This window comes from Psychrobacter nivimaris, from assembly GCF_009812035.1.
In the GTDB taxonomy this organism is placed as follows: Bacteria; Pseudomonadota; Gammaproteobacteria; order Pseudomonadales; family Moraxellaceae; genus Psychrobacter; species Psychrobacter nivimaris.
On the sequence record NZ_VZIZ01000024.1, the window covers coordinates 1 to 17,404 of the forward strand.

The following is a 17,404-nucleotide window of genomic DNA, read 5'->3' on the forward strand; positions in this document are numbered from 1 at the left end:
AAACAGTCTAAAGCTGCGACCGTCATTTAAGCCGTCGTGCATAAAGTCCATGCTCCAGCTTTGGTTTATCCTATCAGGTACTGCTAATGGTATTGGTTTAGCGCGTTTAATGCGACGCTTGGGCTTGATTCTAAGGTTGAGTTCAAGCTCACAGTAGATGCGATATACCCGCTTGTGGTTGTACGGCAGTCCCATGACATTACGCAGGCTTAAAAAGCATAAACCAAAGCCCCAGTTCTTATTCTCATCAGTCAGTTTGATGAGTAAGTCCGCGATCTGCTGGTTCTCATCCGTGGCCATTGACTTATGGTAATAGCAGGTCACGCTGATGTTAAAGATACGGCAAGCACGACGTATGCTAATACCATGCTCTTCAATGTAATGACAAGCCATTTTCCTGCGCCTTTGGGGCGCTACCACTTTTTTGTCATGGCATCCTGTAGGATATCGGATTTAAGACATTCATCAGCATACATCTTCTTAAGACGTGCATTTTCAATTTCAAGTTCTTTTAAGCGCGCAATCAAAGAGGCATCCATGCCGCCATACTTTGAGCGCCAGTTATAAAAGGTACTTTGGCTGATATTATGCTCACGGCAAAGCTCGGTGATAGGGACACCTTGTTCGGCTTGTTTTAGGATATTAACGATTTGGTTGTCGCTAAAGCGTGTCTTTTTCATAGGATTCTCCTGCTGATATATTTTAGCAGTTAATCTCTATTTCTAAGTGTTCTTATTTAGTGGGGGGATTACCGGGTTATAACAGCTATATTATTTCCATTCACAAATTGACCAACTTATGAGTTAAAACTAATGTTAGATAACAACAGCCACTATCCAAAAAAATGGTGATATTTTTATTTTTAACTTTAGGTACGCTATATCAGTTGATCTTATTCCCTATTTTAGTATCACTGATAATGTGGAATAAGGATGTAGGTCTGGCATACGCTGTAGCCATACCTTTTTACCTTATTGCAGGTGTATTTCTTATTGGAATGCCTACATTATTGTGCGGTATATGGCTTGCTTCCAAACAAACATATAAGTCTAAAAGATGGTGGGTAAGAGTTTTTTTTGTTGGTTTTTCTATCAATGCCACATTTTTTATTGGTCAAGATGCTCGTACATGGTTGGCTATTAGCTTAGTAGGAGGTATAAGTGCTTTGATTGTGGGTATGTCCGCATTACCTAAACCTAAACAAAGTCTGCAATATTAGCCAAAAAATTAAAATACTTTTTTAATAAAAAAACTTCTATTTTTGACAGTAATTATCAAAGTGCAATGTTTGACCTCGTAAACCTTTCATTCCTCACCTTCCTTTACCAAAAGCATGTAAAAGTCGTTTTGATAAAAACCACAAAAAAGCAGACGATGGTTATAACAGTCTAGTTTTTATTGAACGATAAGTACTTCAGCAATAAGTAACTCAAAGATAAGTCATATTGGCGATATTTAAGGCATATAGGGAGTAGGGTATGAAGGTTTTGATTAGTGGCGGTTCAGGGTTTTTGGGAAGTGCGTTTAGTCGAGAGCTAATGGCACGATATCGCGCGCAGAATAAAGACGTGACGATTACTTGGTTAACTCGTGATAGCAGTCAACCACATCCCGATGATATCAATATGATGACTTATGACGAGCTTGCGAAGTCTGATATGAGTTTTGATGTCATATTAAATTTAGCAGGTGCTGGGATTGCTGACTCTCGTTGGAGCGATGAGCGCAAAGAGCAGTTGATGGCGAGCCGTATCAAACCTACTCAGTCGATATTGGATTTTATCGCACGTGCTAGCACAAAACCCAAGTTACTGGTAAGCGGCTCAGCAATCGGTTGGTATGGTACGCAAGGCGACAAGCCATTGACTGAAAATAGCGATTATGAGACAGACTTTGCCCATACATTATGTAATGAATGGGAGCAATTAGCGCTTAAAGCAACCAATCATGATGTTCCTGTAGCTATTGTCAGAACAGGTGTAGTCATTCATCCTGAGGGCGGAATGGTGGCAAAATTGTTGCTACCCTTTAAATTTGGTGTCGGTGGACAGTTGGGTGATGGACAGCAAGTCATGAGCTGGATCAGCCGTGAAGATTGGGTTAGTGCGGTCATCTTTATTATTGAGCAGCAGCTTAAACTTACTAAAGAATCAGACGTTAATCACATTGAAAGCTTAGCCCAAGACAATGCACCTATTAATGATAGCACTATTAAGACTGCAAACAGTACCGCAAATAATACAAATGCAGTCGTATATAACCTTACTGCTCCGAATCCTGTGACCAATCATACTTTTACCAAAGCACTTGGCTCATGGCTACATCGTCCAACTTTTTTTACTTTACCAGAGTTTTTGCTTAAGCTGATGTTTGGCGAAATGTCGACCTTACTTATCGATGGTCAAAAGGTGCTGCCACAAGCGCTATTGGATGCAGGTTATTCGTTCAAACACTCGACACTCCAGCAAGCATTAGGAAATCAGAAATAGTTATATAGCAGTTGTTTCATGTGAAACATTAGAGTTTATTTTCTGATAATCACTTATCAAACAGTATTTATGTCTAAGGGCAGTCCATGCGTTACGCATTTTTCTTCACTATCTTTTTGCTATTACAGCTGTTCAGTCTGGGTACAGTATTAAGTATACAGTGGTGGCTCCAGCCTTGGATGGCGCCAACATTACAGACAACGATATGGGTTAGTGTATTTATTATTACTAATGGTCTATTAGTATTGAGCGTAAAAAGAGCATTTGCCAACAGTTATCGCTGGATTAGTGGATGGATGCTAATCATGCATTTTATGATACTGACGGCGTTGGCAGTGAGTCTATTCTACGGAGGGTATCTGCTAGTAGTTGCTTTATCAGGTAGTACGTTACACCAATCGAATGAAATGGCTATAGGGCTAAGAGTACTAGCGCTATTCCTATTTTTAGGACTATTTATTTATTCGTTATATAGTGCCTATACCCCTGTTATACGCAAGCTTTCTATTAATATAGATAAACCTTTAACCAAGCCATTACGCATTGCAGTCGCTAGTGACTTGCATATAGGACGATTATTTGGTGTAAAAGCCATAGATAGATTGCAACAACTTATGATTCGCTCTGGTGCAGATATGCTACTAATGCCAGGGGATATTATGGATGATAATACAGAGGCCTTTAATGCATATCATATGGAGCAAAACTTAGCAGAATTGTGCAGTAGTCTGCCACGTGGTGTCTATGCGACATTGGGTAATCATGATTTGTATGGTCATGAGCGACCCATTAGCGAAGCGCTGCAAAATGCAGGTATACAATTGTTGAACGATGAGGTGCTCTATATCGAGCACGAGGGTCAACCAGTATGGTTAGTTGGACGTTTTGATAATCATAAACGTCAACGTATAGCAACTACCGATCTGCTGACGCAAGTAGATACGTCGCAGCCAGTGATATTGTTAGACCATAGACCGAGTGATATAGATAATCACAGTCAATTACCTATAGATTTACAAGTCTCGGGACATACCCACAACGGTCAAGTATTCCCCGCTAATTTCATCGTCAATGCTATTAATAGATTAGGCTATGGCTATGAGCAGATTGGTAAAGGGCACTTCGTCGTGTCCTCTGGTTATGGTTTTTGGGGCATTCCCTTTCGATTGGGATCGCGCTCAGAGATTTGGTTAATTACACTATCTGGCAATACAAATTAGTTAATTATACAAATCAATAATTAGCTAGCAAGCGGTCTATGCAGCTAACCGCGATTGTGTACTGATGATCTCACGTACAAAGCTGCTAAACCCAAGAATGATATTGTTTGTCTCTTGTCCAAGGCCTTGGTGAACACTCATAAAGTGAATAAAGCCATGCGGTGCACCAAGCACAGTATAGGTCTCTACAGCAACGCCGTAACCTTTCAGCTGCTTTGCATAAGCAAATGCCTCATCACGTAATACATCGAGCTCAGAAGCTACGATGTAAGTTGGGCAAACTTTACTATTATCACCCAGCATAGGTGAGTTCAGTATGTGTAAGCGAGGCAGTGGGCTATTTTCCAAGCAAGCAGCATCAAATACTGCTACATCAGCATGATCTAATAGTAGACCCTCACCGTATAGCTCCCAACTTGGATAGTCTGTCTCAATATCAGTGACTGGATATAAAGGCATCTGCGCTAGAGGTTCGGGTAGTTTTTCTAATAGATTAAACATTTTCTGACCATCTAGACCTAGGTCTGCCCATGCACTTTTACTCGGTGCTGTCAGCTGCTGCGCAATTAAAGTTGATAGACCACCACCTGCGCTATCACCAGCCAATACGATACGAGAGGGTAATGCACCTAATTTGTCAGAGTTTTCAACCAACCAAGCATATGCAGTGATACAGTCTTTTAATGCTGCTGGAGCAGGACATTCAGGCGCTAAGCGATAATCGACACTAACCACAGACCAGCCAGTCTGCTCACAGACCGCATGACAGAACTCATGATGTGTATCGACATCACCAATGCAGAACCCGCCACCATGAAAAAACAGCATGACTGTTTCATCAGGATTATGGATACGTTTTCTTCTAAAACCAGATTTTTTGCCGCCTGCTTTATAACAACGGACAGTCATGTCGCCATTATCCGCATTGGCAATCGTTTCATCTTTCCAACTAACAGGTGAATCACTTTTTTTAGTGAAGGGCTTTATGTTACTTAGCATAGTCGTATTGGCTTGCTGCCATACTCTAGGTGATTGCATGGCTACCGCATCAGCAGTAAACCTCTCACGCAATTCCGGCATTGGGGTTAGTTCTAACGGCGTTTTGAGGTAACTATTTACTGCAAGGATGAGACGTAGATGAGCGTTTGCATGCAGATACTGTTTTGAATTAGGGCCTTTAAGATAACCAATCGCGCCCTCCAAAATAGGGTCTGGTAAGTAACCGAGACTTTTCATTGCGTAATGCAATGTATGCGGCTGGTAGTTTGCCACAGGGTTATAAGCGAGTATTTTCTCTTTAACGCTCAAACGTTTTTCTAATGAGTCATACGCTTTCGCATCTTGATTTGATGATTCTTTTGACACTGGATTTTCTTTTGACGCTAAGTGCAATGTCATCAATGCTTTATTAAGCAAAGTATTGATAGATAAATTTTTTGAATTAGACATAACAGCTCTCATAAATGATTTTTAGCGTGCATTTGAGTGTGGGCGATAATATTTATAGCAATGATAAAATAGACAGCAGAGTAATAGGGTATCGTTTGGTAATAGCTTGATTAATAAGCGTAAAGCAATGGGAATAAATAGCGGTTTTTTGTTCTTTTTGTGAGTAAATATTGAGATTTATTGACAGGGAACAAAAATGTTTGACGCATCGTATTAATGACACTTCACGAATATTTGTCATAAATGGTAAAAATTCCTTTGCTCTAGGCTTGAAATTTGTCCTTATCACCTTTATCAAGCAGCTATTGAAGCGTATTAAAAAAACAATGAGTCAGAAACATCGAGCATTTAATAATGGCATAGTAGGACCAGTAATTATTCGGTCTACTGTGCCGTCTCTTAATCTTCATTATTGAAATTCCAAGGAGCTATCATGAGCGAGCAAAACCCGAACCACGAAAATCTTGACCAAAGTGTGGCACATGAGAATATTGATCACAATGACAGTATCTTAGAAGAAACCATGAAAGAGTTTGATCCACAGAATAATTCAGGTGAAGAAACGACTATCGAAAACGAAATCAACCTTGATACTTTCAAAGCGCGTATTGCTGAGCTAGAAGGCGAAGTAAAACAAGCCAAAGAAGGTACTGCACGTGCTAATGCTGAAGCTTACAATGCGCAAAAACGCATGGAGCAAGAAGCGGATAAGAGCAAAAAATTTGCACTACAGAAATTTGCTAAAGAATTGTTAGACATCGTTGACAACTTAGAGCGCGCTATCGAAAATGCCGATGCCAATGATCCAGTCGCTGAGGGTGTGCAATTAACGCACAAAGCATTGGTTGCAGTATTGACCAAAAACGGCGTAGAAGTGGTCGATCCACAAGGCGAAAAATTCAACGCTGACTTCCATGAAGCAGTGGGTATTGACCCAGAAGCAGCGGCAGATACAGTGGGTACGGTCTTACAAAAAGGCTATAGCCTAAACGGTCGTCTATTACGTCCAGCTATGGTTCGTGTTGGTCAGTAATATTTTTAGGGCTAAACCCTACTAATATGAAGGTTTTTCACAAAAAATGACATGAAACACAGTTTTTGCGTGATTATCGCCTTGAAAAATACGACGGGTAAACCGATATATAGCAACAAGTGACCGACTACGGTCTGGATAAATAAGTATTTATAGTTAAAAACAAATTAGGAGCAATTGATTATGGGTAAAGTAATTGGTATTGATTTAGGTACTACTAACTCGTGTGTAGCAGTAATGGAAGGTGACAAAGTCAAAGTCATCGAAAATGCTGAAGGTACTCGTACAACACCATCAATCGTCGCTTATAAAGATGACGAAACGCTTGTTGGTCAGTCAGCTAAGCGTCAAGCAGTAACTAATCCAAGTAACACTTTGTTTGCGATCAAGCGTTTGATCGGTCGTCGTTTTGATGACAAAGTCGTACAAAAAGACATTGGCATGGTTCCTTACAAAATTGCTAAAGCAGACAACGGCGATGCGTGGGTAGAAATCAACGGTAAAAAGCTTGCGCCACCACAGGTTTCTGCTGAAATCTTGAAAAAAATGAAAAAAACAGCAGAAGATTATCTTGGTGAGAGCGTGACTGAAGCAGTTGTAACTGTACCTGCTTATTTCAATGACTCACAGCGTCAAGCAACTAAAGATGCGGGTAAAATCGCTGGTCTTGATGTAAAACGTATCATCAATGAGCCAACTGCTGCTGCACTTGCTTATGGTATGGACAAGAAGCAAGGCGATAGCACTGTTGCTGTATATGACTTGGGCGGTGGTACTTTCGATATCTCAATCATCGAAATCGCAGACGTAGACGGCGAGCAACAGTTCGAAGTACTAGCGACCAACGGTGATACTTTCTTGGGTGGTGAAGACTTTGACTCAGCATTGATTGATTTCTTAGTTGCTGAATTCAAAAAAGAGCAAGACGTTAACCTAAAAGGTGACTCTCTTGCGATGCAGCGTCTAAAAGAAGCGGCAGAAAAAGCGAAAATTGAGCTATCAAGTGCACAAAGCACTGAAGTAAACTTGCCATACATCACTGCTGATAGTAGTGGTCCTAAGCATTTGGTTGTTACTATTAGCCGCTCGAAACTAGAGAGCCTAACTGAAGAATTAGTACAACGTACAATGGGTCCTTGTAAGACTGCCCTTGAAGATGCTGGCCTAAAAATTGGCGACATCAACGATGTAATCTTGGTCGGTGGTCAGACGCGTATGCCACTAGTACAGCAGAAAGTACAAGACTTCTTCGGTCAAGAGCCACGTAAAGACGTGAACCCTGATGAAGCAGTTGCAGCTGGTGCAGCGATTCAAGGTGCCGTATTGTCTGGTGACAAAACTGACGTATTGCTACTTGATGTAACGCCATTGACCCTAGGTATCGAAACGATGGGCGGTGTCATGACGCCAGTTATCGAGAAAAACACCATGATTCCTACTAAGAAATCACAGGTATTCTCAACGGCTGAAGACAATCAGCCAGCAGTAACGATTCAGGTATATCAAGGTGAGCGTAAAATCGCTAACCAAAACAAAATGCTTGGCCGTTTTGACTTGACGGATATTCCACCAGCACCACGTGGCCTACCGCAAATCGAAGTATCTTTTGACATCAATGCTGATGGTATCATGAACATCTCTGCAACTGACAAAGGTACTGGTAAAGCACAAAGTATCCAAATCAAAGCGGATTCTGGTTTGTCGGACGAAGAAGTCGAACAAATGGTTCGCGATGCAGAAGCCAATGCTGCTGAAGATGAGAAGTTCGCTAACTTAGCGCAAGTTCGTAATGAAGCAGATGGTCGTATCCATGCCGTACAAAAAGCGCTAAAAGAAGCAGAAGATAAAGTCACTGATGAAGAAAAATCAACAGTAGAATCTGCTATCACTGAGCTTGAAGCTGCAGCGAAAGAAGATGACCATGACGAAATCAAAGCTAAGCTTGAAGCATTAGACAATGCATTCTTGCCAATCAGCCAAAAAATCTACGCTGATAGCGGCGCTGGCGCAGAAGGTATGGATCCAAGCCAGTTCCAACAAGGTGCTGACGATGCTGGTAGCAACAAAGCTGATGACGACGTCGTTGATGCTGAGTTCACTGAAGTAGACGAAGACAAAAAATAATACCAAATCCAAAAACGCGATTAGCGGCGTCAAACTCGCTTAGTCTACTCAATGTAGTACTTACGCTCGTTTTTCTTGCTACTCAAGTTTTTGAAAATGGTATAGTCGATACGAATCGATAACTAGTTAAATTAAAAAACGCATCCTTCGGGGTGCGTTTTTTTATGGCTGTTTTTCTATCAGCTACTATTCCTGCTAGCTATTATTTCTATTAATAAGTTACGTGCTTATGGTTTAAATGCGCTCACTATGAGCACTTCATAGGTCAAATTAACCATGAGCTGTCCTGTTTCGTCCTTTTCTGAGAATTGCTGCCAATAGTCTGACACAAATTGCTGTAGACGCGATTTTGTCCATAGAAAGGTTTGAGTATTATCTGACGTAACCTGAGTTTGATTGGTCGATACGCCGGTGAGTTTCATATGCTTTAAGATAGCGTAGGGGGTTGGAAATGGTAAATCAAAGCGCTGAACTGAGAGTTCGATATTCTCAAAGCCAGCACTATCTAATGCCAATTGCCATTTATCAATATCTGGGTAATGAAGTCCTTGACCAGTAAGAGTTTTAATTTGCAAAAAGTTATTTGGCGTAAAAGTACTAAAAACTAGCTGTCCTCCAGATTGTAGACGCTGCGCTGATTGCGTGACAAAACTCAACGGATTATCAAACCATTGCACGGCATTGGCACTAACTATCAAGCTATTATTTTCTGCTAAATCTATCGTTTCAGCATCACCAATCATTACGTTAGCAGTTGGCAGTATTGATTGCAATGTAGCAGTCTGCTCACTACATAACTCATTAATGATCCAGTGCTCGCTCTGTATATGCTCAGCGAGTAGGCGCGTCATTTGACCTGTACCTGCACCCACTTCTAACACACTGCTTTGCTTGGTATGAGCAATACTGTCTAATAAATACTGACAAACGGTCTGCTGGATACTGGCATGCTGGTCATAGTCACTTGCATTGGCAAAGTGGCGAGCGATGGTTTGTTTTCTAACACTGAGGTCATCAACTGTGTCGAATGTTGTCATAGGCTTTATTATATCCAAGTGCGCCAGTTATCTATCAATAGTAGAAATAAAGTTTGTGTCAAACGATAAAGTTACAACTGCTGTATCAGTCGCGCACAGTCTTCGTTAGTCAGTTTGGCATTCATAACTAAACGAATGCGAGCAGTGTTTGCAGGCACAGTAGGCGGCCTGATAGGTAGCGCGTAAAATCCAGCGGCTTGCAACTTTTGCGCTTTGGCAAGCGTACTCGCATTATCGCCTAATATATAAGGAACGATAGGGGATTGGTAATATATCTCTTGCAAAGTTGGCGATACACGGTGGCGTGGGTCAATGGCTTGACTAAGCGTAGTAGATAGCTGGGCTAGATGCGCACGTTGATCAGTTAAGGTCGGCATTTTTGCTAAGATAAATCGTGTCCATGCGTGATTGATAGGAGGGAGTGCAGTGCTAAAAATCAATGGACGCATGGCATTGATCAGCCATTGTTTGACGACTTCATCACACATGATATAAGCACCCATTGAAGCAAATGCTTTACCAAAGGTACCCACCAAGTAGTCAATATCGGCCAAGGTATGCGTTTCTTCCGCCAACCCTAAACCTGTATCGCCAAGCACTCCAACAGCATGTGCTTCATCGACATACAGCTCAATACGAGCATCTTTGGATTTTATTTGTACTAGTTGAGGCAAGTCGGCACGGTCACCATCCATACTAAATATACTCTCGGTGACAATGATGATGCGTTCAACCGTCTCGTCTGCTTGTTCAATAAACTTGGCCAAATGCTCGTAATCGTTGTGACGGTAACGACGATAGGTGACAAGTTTACTTTGGCTCAAGCGCATCCCATCGATAATGCTGGCATGTACTAGCTTGTCAGCCAAAATGAGCGTCTTGACTGGCAAAGTTGTTAATGCTGGCAAGTTACCTAGATTGGCATGGTAGCCACTGTTCAACACCAGCACCGACTTGGAGTTGGTTGAACTCTGTTTCTCTATGGCGCTTTGATACCAGTTTTGCAGTTCCTCTTCTAGAGCTTCTAACTGTATATCATTGCCTGTGAGTAGGCGTGAGGAAGTGGCACTCATTTTAGGAGTGTGCGTAGTAGATAGCTGTCCCACTTGAGTAAGAAACTCAGCTTGCATCTCGGTATCGCCGCCTAAGCCAAGATAATCATTACTCGCAATATTAAGCAGAGCTTTACTATTGCTAATCACATGTCGCCCGTCATGCTTTAGGTTTGGTAATTGACGATACTGCTGCTTTGCTTTTAAGTCTGCAAGTGTGCTTTGCAAACGCTCAGTGATAGAATTTTGCATTTTTTCTCTCTAATTATTGTTATATCAGCCATATTTAGCCGATTTATCTAGCAAGAAAACTGTGAAATGAGTACGGATTATTGCATAAACTGGGTGGATGTAACAAAAGGTTTCATATCTAGGCCTTTGTAACCCGAGCACTGACAAATGCTTTCAAATCTTAACTCTCATACCATTAAACACTGACAGAGTGTCTGAAATAGTTTGTTACTATGTACCCATCGTTAGCAAACAAGGCGATACGGCCAAATGGTCAATACAACTAAATAACTTGTTTGTCCAAATTTACTTGAAGGAGCTAATAATGAAAACTCTACAAAAAACTATACTTGCACTAGCAACTGGTTCTTTACTTACTGTAGGTGCACAAGCTGCCGTTAATTATGGTAACGGCTATACAGGTCAACCGTATGTTGGTGCTAAGATTGGTCAGTTCGATAATGATGTAAGCGGCGACGATCCAACTGCGTATGGTGTGTATGCTGGTTATAACTTCGATCCTAATTTTGGTATGGAAGTTGAATATGTTGGTTCAGATGATGCTGATCTAGACAATAATGCTGGCGATTATGATACGAAAACTTATGGTGCGTACGGTACTTATCGTTACACGTTCCCAAATACTGCACTGTATGCCAAAGGTAAGCTTGGTATCGCTAAAACAGAGCTAGAAGCTGATTTTAACGACGGTAGCAGTGATTCAGTGAGTGATACTGGTATTGCTGGTGGCATCGGTCTTGGCTATGCGGTGAATCCTAACTTCAATGTTGAAACAGAATATGCCATGATGGATAGTGATGCAGATACTAAGCTGCTTACTGTTGGTGCTAACTTAAAGTTCTAATTATTTAGAAAACAAGCTTTTAGCAAACAGCTATAATAAAGAAACGATCACTTTAAGTGGTCGTTTTTTTTCGCTTAAAATTTATGTTAAGGCCTTTAAGTTAGTAATTTATAAGCATCCAATAAGTAATATATCATTATCGTTAAAGCGTTGTTATCCTTAAAAATGTGCTACATTAAAAACTGGAATGATAAAGATAGGAATGGTGGCAAGGATGGAGATACTTTGGATGATTGAACCTTGGCATTGGTTAGTACTGGGCTTCTTATTACTAATCGTTGAGATGTTTGTACCGACGTTTGCCAGTCTGTGGTTTGGTGCCGCTGCCATCATCGTTGCAGCGCTATCATGGCTGTTGCCTATTTCTGTCTCTGTTCAGATTATTGTCTGGTTAGTGCTCTCTGCTGTGTTTTTGGTGGCTTGGTTCAAGTTTATCAAACCGTTGTCCGTAGATCGTACCAAAGCTGGGCTAGGCGGTAGTGTCATAGTTGGTGAAGTCGGCATGATTATCGTGTCACCGCAGCTAGATAAAGCTGGAACGGTTAGATTTAGTGTTCCTATCGTTGGTGCGGCTGAATGGATGTGCCGTACGAGAGGGGAGCAGGTAGCAATCGGCGATAGAGTGGTAGTGACTGATATTGTTGGTAATGAGCTGATTGTGAGCAGTACGAAAGCGCAGGCAGCGATGCATAAAAGTATGCAGGTATAATAATAAGGGATGAGTTATGGAAAGCTTTAGTATTGTCATGGTGGTATTGATTGCACTGGTGGTATTCACCGTGTTTAAAGGCGTACGTATTGTACCGCAAGGTTATAAATGGGTGGTGCAGAGACTGGGTAAGTATAGCCAAACGCTAGAGCCTGGACTCAACCTCATCATCCCTTATGTAGATGATGTGGCTTATAAAGTAACGACTAAGGACATCGTACTCGATATCCCGTCACAAGAAGTCATTACTCGTGACAACGTCGTTATTATTGCAAATGCTGTCGCTTATATTAATATCGTGCGTCCTGATAAGGCGGTCTATGGTATCGAAGATTATGAGTACGGTATCCGTAATCTAGTACAGACGTCATTGCGTTCGATCATTGGTGAGATGGATCTTGATAGTGCATTGTCCAGTCGTGACGAGATCAAAACCAAGCTAAAACATGCAATTTCAGAAGATATTGCGGATTGGGGTATTACCCTTAAGACAGTAGAGATTCAAGATATTAATCCTTCGCAGACCATGCAAGCATCCATGGAAGAGCAGGCAGCGGCAGAACGTTTGCGCCGTGCGACCGTGACCCGTGCTGATGGTCAAAAGCAAGCTGCTATCTTAGAAGCGGATGGTCGCTTGGAAGCTTCACGCCGTGATGCTGAAGCGCAGGTGGTACTAGCCAGAGGTTCTGAAGAGTCGATTCGTTTGATTACTAGTGCGATGGGCGAGGAAGAGATGCCGATCGTATACTTGCTGGGTGAACAGTATATCAAAGCGATACGAGAGTTGGCTGAATCTGATAACTCCAAAATGGTGGTATTACCAGCAGATATCTTAAGCACTGTAAAAGGTATGGTCGGTGATAAATTAAAAGTGTAAAAAGTCATAGCAATATTAAAAAAAGACCTCGCTTGAGGTCTTTTTTATGTGTATTAATTGGACTAAAGTTTCGCTAGCTTAGATAACTTTTGAAAAGCGGTTTTGATGTTTTTTGTCCAAGTATTCATCAAATACCATAGCGACGTTGCGACCAAGCAAGCGACCTCTGGGTAAGACGCGAATACCTGCTGCATCCATATCTATCAATCTGTCGTCTTGCATAGCGCCCAACTGCTGAATCTCACTAATAAAATAGGTGATGGCATCGATACCAAATTTTTGATTCACATCTTTAAAATCGAGATAGTCATGACATAGTAAGTTCATGATGACATATTCACGCAAGCGGTCTTTGATAGAGGTTTTTATATACTTTACTGCAGGCATGACAGTCGGATTGATTTTCGTCATATCAATCTTGGCTTGATAGTTCTGTAGATCAGTATCGTTCTGCAAAATATAGCGCGTATTGGCATTAGAAATCTGACTGATTGATGAGACACCAAAGCCTAATAAGTCACAATCACCCATGATGGTGTAACCCTGAAAGTTACGATGTAATTTACCTTCGCGCTGGGCGATAGCCAACTCGTCATCAGGTTTGGCAAAATGATCGATACCGATATATTGATAGCCGGCTTCGGTCAATGTATTGACAGTACTGCCGAGCATCGTCAGTTTGGTAGCTGGGCTTGGCAAGTCTTCATCTTTTATCTGACGCTGAGCTTTAAATCGCTCAGGCAAATGCGCATAGTTAAAGACCGACAGGCGATCTGGCGACATCTCGATGATACGATTTACGGTTTTGTCCAAAGTATCAGGCGTTTGATGCGGTAAACCATAAATCAAATCAATATTGATAGAGCGAAAACCAAGCTCACGTGCTTCTATTAGCACGCTTTCAATAAGCTCTGCTGAATGCACACGATTAACGGCAATTTGCACAGTTTCATCCAAGTCCTGCACACCTAAGCTAATACGGTTGAAACCGAGATTACGCAGTATCTTCAGGGTGTTTTTACTCAGCTCGCGAGGGTCAATTTCGATAGAATAGTCACCTTCATCTTCTGGCAAAAACTCAAACTGAGCCTGTAAAAACTCCCACAACTGCACCATCTCTTCGTCACGCAAAAACGTTGGTGTACCACCGCCCAGATGTAGCTGTTTGACCAATGGTTTGTCGCTGCCTTCTGGCGTAGATAACAGGCGGCGCTTATGCGTAATTTCAGCGATTAAATACTGCAAGTAATCGCCAGAATCGCTATTTTTTTTGGTAATAATCTTATTACAAGCACAGTAGTAGCAAAGGTGGCGACAAAACGGAATATGAAAATATAGCGATAAGGGAGCACGCGCTTCACGATTCTGTAGGATTTTTGTCTCAAGACCGATATTCTCGAAGCTATCCGGTATTGGAGTAAATTCTAAAGCAGTCGGATAAGAGGTATAACGTGGCCCTGAGCGATTGTACTTATTGATGATTGCCTCATCAAATGCTGGTAGCTGCTTGCTAGTAATGCTGCCGCGTGTACTGGCATAAGGGTTGTCAGGTTGCATAACAGGGCGCACAGTCGTGGGCGGCTCGTCCGCACGGTTGTAAGGCTGCTGAGTGTTCTGTTCTGAATAGTCTGTCATGCGATATTCCTCGTTTTTACTCTAGATACTGCTGGTTTTTACATTATCAAAGTTTTCGGATTTGGTATTTGTTTTTCAGTTTTATGACTGATTGATAATAAATTTTGAATACTTCATCGGCAGCAGTATGTATCGCTAAATTTATAGTAGGTAGTATAACAAATCCTTGTTAGCAGTGGGGTGGTCGGCGAGTATTCTTAAATATTAAAATAGAGCTATCATTTACACATAAAAACCTCAGAACGAGGCTGAGGTTTTGGTGATTCTCTTTACACCAGCAATAAGACACGACGTTTGCGCGTTGATAAATAATACTTTATTATCAATGACACTCTGTATTAGGAAGATGCTGATGTCGTTTGCCCAAGTCTATACCCGTTCGGTGGTTGGTCTGCATGCTCCCAAGGTCATCATTGAGGTGCATCTATCGCAAGGACTGCCTGCATTGACCATCGTTGGGCTACCTGAGGCCGCCGTGCGTGAGAGTAAAGACAGGGTGCGCTCCGCCATTCTCAATTCAGGTTTCCAGTTTCCTAATCGCCGCCTCACGATCAATTTAGCCCCTGCTGACTTGCCTAAAGATGGCGCGCGTTTAGACTTACCAATTGCTATCGGCATACTGGCAGCAAGCGGACAGCTTGAGCCAGAGGTGCTATCAGGATTTGAGTTTATTGGAGAGTTAGCGCTCAATGGCCAGTTGCGACAAGTAACGGGTAGTTTGGCAGTCGCACGAGCAATCAAAGCTGAGAAGTTGGCATTAGCATTGTCGAAGGTAGTAGCAGCGAGTGACCAAGAGCAAAATAATTCAGATACCTCGCCGCCGACAACACCGCAACTGATCGTTCCGATTGATAATGGTCGTGAGGCCAGCCGCGTTGATGGCGTAACGATACTAGCTGCTCAGAGTCTAAAAGCAGTTTGTGACCATCTGCAGTCACTCGTTAACCCAAGCGCAAGCTATGAGAGTTTGTCAGTGGTGCAGCCTAGTCCTGCACAGCAGCATGTTGACTATCAAGTAGATTTAGCTGATGTCAAAGGACAGCACCATGCTCGGCGCGCGTTAGAGATTGCCGCCGCTGGTGGTCATTCATTGTTATTTACAGGGCCACCGGGTTCTGGCAAGACGCTTATGGCGTCACGATTGCCAACGATATTGCCAGACTTAAGTGATGAGGATGCGCTAGAGGTTGCCAGTACCTATTCGGTGGCAGACAGCGATTATGACTATGGGACACGGCCATTTAGACAAGTCCACCATACGATATCAGCTGTAGCATTAGTTGGTGGTGGTTCACGACCAAAACCGGGTGAAATCACACTTGCTAATAAAGGCGTGTTGTTTTTAGATGAGTTACCTGAGTTTGATCGGAGTGTGTTGGAAGTATTGCGTCAACCGCTAGAAGCTAAGCAAATCACTATTAGCCGCGCTAACTCTCAAATGACCTTTCCGGCGAATTTTCAACTGGTCGCTGCGATGAATCCTTGCCCATGTGGCTATGATGGCGATACATCAGGACGTTGTCGCTGTCGACCTGAGCAGATCAAACGCTATCAAGACAAACTATCTGGACCTCTCTTAGATCGTATTGATTTGCATATCACCGTGCCTGCGTTACCGATTGCCGATCTGCAAAATAGTCAGGTAGGCGAAACTTCCAAGCAAGTACGGGCTCGCGTAGTGGTCGCACATCAGCATCAAATGCAACGACAGCAAAAGGTTAATAATGAGCTTAGCCCTAGCGAAATCGATGAATATATCCAGCTAGGCGACAATGAAAAGCAGTTATTGCAACTTGCTCAGCAGCGTCTAAATTTATCAGCGCGTGGCTACCACCGAGTATTACGGGTGGCGCGTACAATCGCGGATTTAGCTAATAGTACGGATATCAACAGCGCCCACGTATCTGAGGCGCTGAGCTATCGCAGCAAAGCGTAATCTCTGTTTAAACAAGTTACACTATGATGATTTGATAGGTTCTTTATAGACTAAGCTCTATCTTTCATAATCCAAGCAACCAAGTCAGCAAAGTGGTCAAAGGCTTCAGTCGGATTTAATTCGCGAATATCTTGCCCATAGTTGTAGCCATAAGACAGGCCGAGCGTGTCCATATTGGCGTTCTGTCCAGCCAACATATCGTTCCTAGAGTCTCCAATCATAACTGCTTGCTCGACACTGATATTGAGAGTCTCACAGACGTGTAGTAGGGGCGTTGGGTCTGGTTTTTTGACAGGCAAACTGTCGCCGCCCATCACTTCACTAAATAAATCTTGCCAGCCAAACGACTGCAATATCTTCGGTACAAATCGAATGGGTTTATTAGTGACTAAAGCAAGTGTATAGCCAGCTGCGTGCAACTTTTTGAGTCCGTCATCGACATCTGGGTAGGCAACGGTTTTGCTACCACTAAGGTTTTGATAAGCCTCAAAAAATATTTGCTCTGCATGATCGGCCTCTTCAACCGTTAGTTCACCATCTGCTACTTCTACCTTGCCAACCAAAGCGCGCTCTACGAGCAGTCGCGAACCATTTCCTATCCAGTTACGTATCGTCTCGATAGGGTAAGTGTCTTTACCCAATGTGGTTAGCATGGCGTTGGTTGCGTCGGCCAAATCAGGTACGCTATCAATGAGCGTGCCATCAAAATCAAAAATTAAAAGCTGCTTATTCATTGTTCCTCACTGT

General features: G+C 42.4%; 14 protein-coding genes and 1 pseudogene. 9 read left to right on the forward strand and 6 right to left on the reverse strand.

Going from position 1 to position 17,404, the window contains the following annotated elements; translation table 11 throughout:
- Positions 1-680 (reverse strand): annotated as a pseudogene (locus FQV37_RS10215) (transposase); the annotation flags it as partial.
- 239 nt (positions 681-919) lie between these two features.
- Here FQV37_RS10215 and FQV37_RS10220 point away from each other — a divergent pair.
- The 3 genes from FQV37_RS10220 (at position 920) to FQV37_RS10230 (ending at position 3,709) form a co-directional block, all read left to right on the forward strand.
- Positions 920-1,219 carry a hypothetical protein gene (locus FQV37_RS10220; protein WP_145990199.1) on the forward strand — a complete coding sequence of 100 codons (300 nt, stop codon included), beginning with the start codon at positions 920-922 and terminating at the stop codon, positions 1,217-1,219.
- 259 nt (positions 1,220-1,478) lie between these two features.
- Positions 1,479-2,489, forward strand: a complete 1,011-nt coding sequence (locus FQV37_RS10225; RefSeq protein ID WP_160022807.1) for a TIGR01777 family oxidoreductase — start codon at positions 1,479-1,481, stop codon at positions 2,487-2,489.
- Positions 2,490-2,575: 86 nt separating this feature from the next.
- Positions 2,576-3,709, forward strand: a complete 1,134-nt coding sequence (locus FQV37_RS10230; RefSeq protein ID WP_160022809.1) for a metallophosphoesterase — start codon at positions 2,576-2,578, stop codon at positions 3,707-3,709.
- A 36-nt stretch (positions 3,710-3,745) separates the two neighbouring features.
- Here FQV37_RS10230 and FQV37_RS10235 read toward each other — a convergent pair whose 3' ends face one another.
- Positions 3,746-5,158 carry an alpha/beta hydrolase gene (locus FQV37_RS10235; RefSeq protein WP_160022811.1) on the reverse strand — a complete coding sequence of 471 codons (1,413 nt, stop codon included), beginning with the start codon at positions 5,156-5,158 and terminating at the stop codon, positions 3,746-3,748.
- A 433-nt stretch (positions 5,159-5,591) separates the two neighbouring features.
- Here FQV37_RS10235 and grpE point away from each other — a divergent pair, with 433 nt between their 5' ends.
- The gene (gene grpE, locus FQV37_RS10240; protein ID WP_160022813.1) at positions 5,592-6,191 is read left to right on the forward strand and encodes a nucleotide exchange factor GrpE; all 600 of its coding nucleotides are present in this window, start codon (positions 5,592-5,594) and stop codon (positions 6,189-6,191) included.
- Positions 6,192-6,374: 183 nt separating this feature from the next.
- Positions 6,375-8,315, forward strand: coding sequence for a molecular chaperone DnaK (gene dnaK / locus FQV37_RS10245; protein WP_057762214.1), 1,941 nt, complete (start codon positions 6,375-6,377; stop codon positions 8,313-8,315).
- 227 nt (positions 8,316-8,542) lie between these two features.
- Here dnaK and FQV37_RS10250 read toward each other — a convergent pair whose 3' ends face one another.
- Both FQV37_RS10250 and FQV37_RS10255 read right to left on the reverse strand, forming a co-directional pair.
- Positions 8,543-9,352 carry a methyltransferase domain-containing protein gene (locus FQV37_RS10250; protein WP_160022815.1) on the reverse strand — a complete coding sequence of 270 codons (810 nt, stop codon included), beginning with the start codon at positions 9,350-9,352 and terminating at the stop codon, positions 8,543-8,545.
- Between the two features lie 71 nt (positions 9,353-9,423).
- The gene (locus FQV37_RS10255; RefSeq protein ID WP_160022817.1) at positions 9,424-10,656 is read right to left on the reverse strand and encodes an 8-amino-7-oxononanoate synthase; all 1,233 of its coding nucleotides are present in this window, start codon (positions 10,654-10,656) and stop codon (positions 9,424-9,426) included.
- A gap of 304 nt (positions 10,657-10,960) precedes the next feature.
- Here FQV37_RS10255 and FQV37_RS10260 point away from each other — a divergent pair, with 304 nt between their 5' ends.
- From FQV37_RS10260 to FQV37_RS10270, 3 genes are all read left to right on the forward strand, one after another.
- The gene (locus FQV37_RS10260; RefSeq protein ID WP_102078619.1) at positions 10,961-11,500 is read left to right on the forward strand and encodes a porin family protein; all 540 of its coding nucleotides are present in this window, start codon (positions 10,961-10,963) and stop codon (positions 11,498-11,500) included.
- A gap of 229 nt (positions 11,501-11,729) precedes the next feature.
- Positions 11,730-12,209 (forward strand): NfeD family protein, encoded by a 480-nt coding sequence (locus FQV37_RS10265; RefSeq protein WP_160022819.1) that lies wholly within the window; start codon positions 11,730-11,732, stop codon positions 12,207-12,209.
- Between the two features lie 16 nt (positions 12,210-12,225).
- Positions 12,226-13,086: an SPFH domain-containing protein gene (locus tag FQV37_RS10270; RefSeq protein ID WP_057762202.1), complete on the forward strand. Its 861-nt coding sequence runs from the start codon at positions 12,226-12,228 to the stop codon at positions 13,084-13,086.
- 78 nt (positions 13,087-13,164) lie between these two features.
- Here the strand turns inward: FQV37_RS10270 and hemN are convergent, their stop codons facing one another.
- Positions 13,165-14,643 carry an oxygen-independent coproporphyrinogen III oxidase gene (gene hemN, locus FQV37_RS10275; RefSeq protein ID WP_420877008.1) on the reverse strand — a complete coding sequence of 493 codons (1,479 nt, stop codon included), beginning with the start codon at positions 14,641-14,643 and terminating at the stop codon, positions 13,165-13,167.
- A 430-nt stretch (positions 14,644-15,073) separates the two neighbouring features.
- Between hemN and FQV37_RS10280 the strand changes: the two genes are divergently transcribed.
- Complete coding sequence (locus tag FQV37_RS10280) at positions 15,074-16,657, forward strand: YifB family Mg chelatase-like AAA ATPase (protein WP_160022823.1); 1,584 nt, start codon at positions 15,074-15,076, stop codon at positions 16,655-16,657.
- Between the two features lie 50 nt (positions 16,658-16,707).
- On the opposite strand, the gene FQV37_RS10285 is transcribed toward FQV37_RS10280, so the two are convergent.
- Positions 16,708-17,391: a phosphoglycolate phosphatase gene (locus FQV37_RS10285; protein WP_160022825.1), complete on the reverse strand. Its 684-nt coding sequence runs from the start codon at positions 17,389-17,391 to the stop codon at positions 16,708-16,710.
- Positions 17,392-17,404 lie beyond the last annotated feature (13 nt).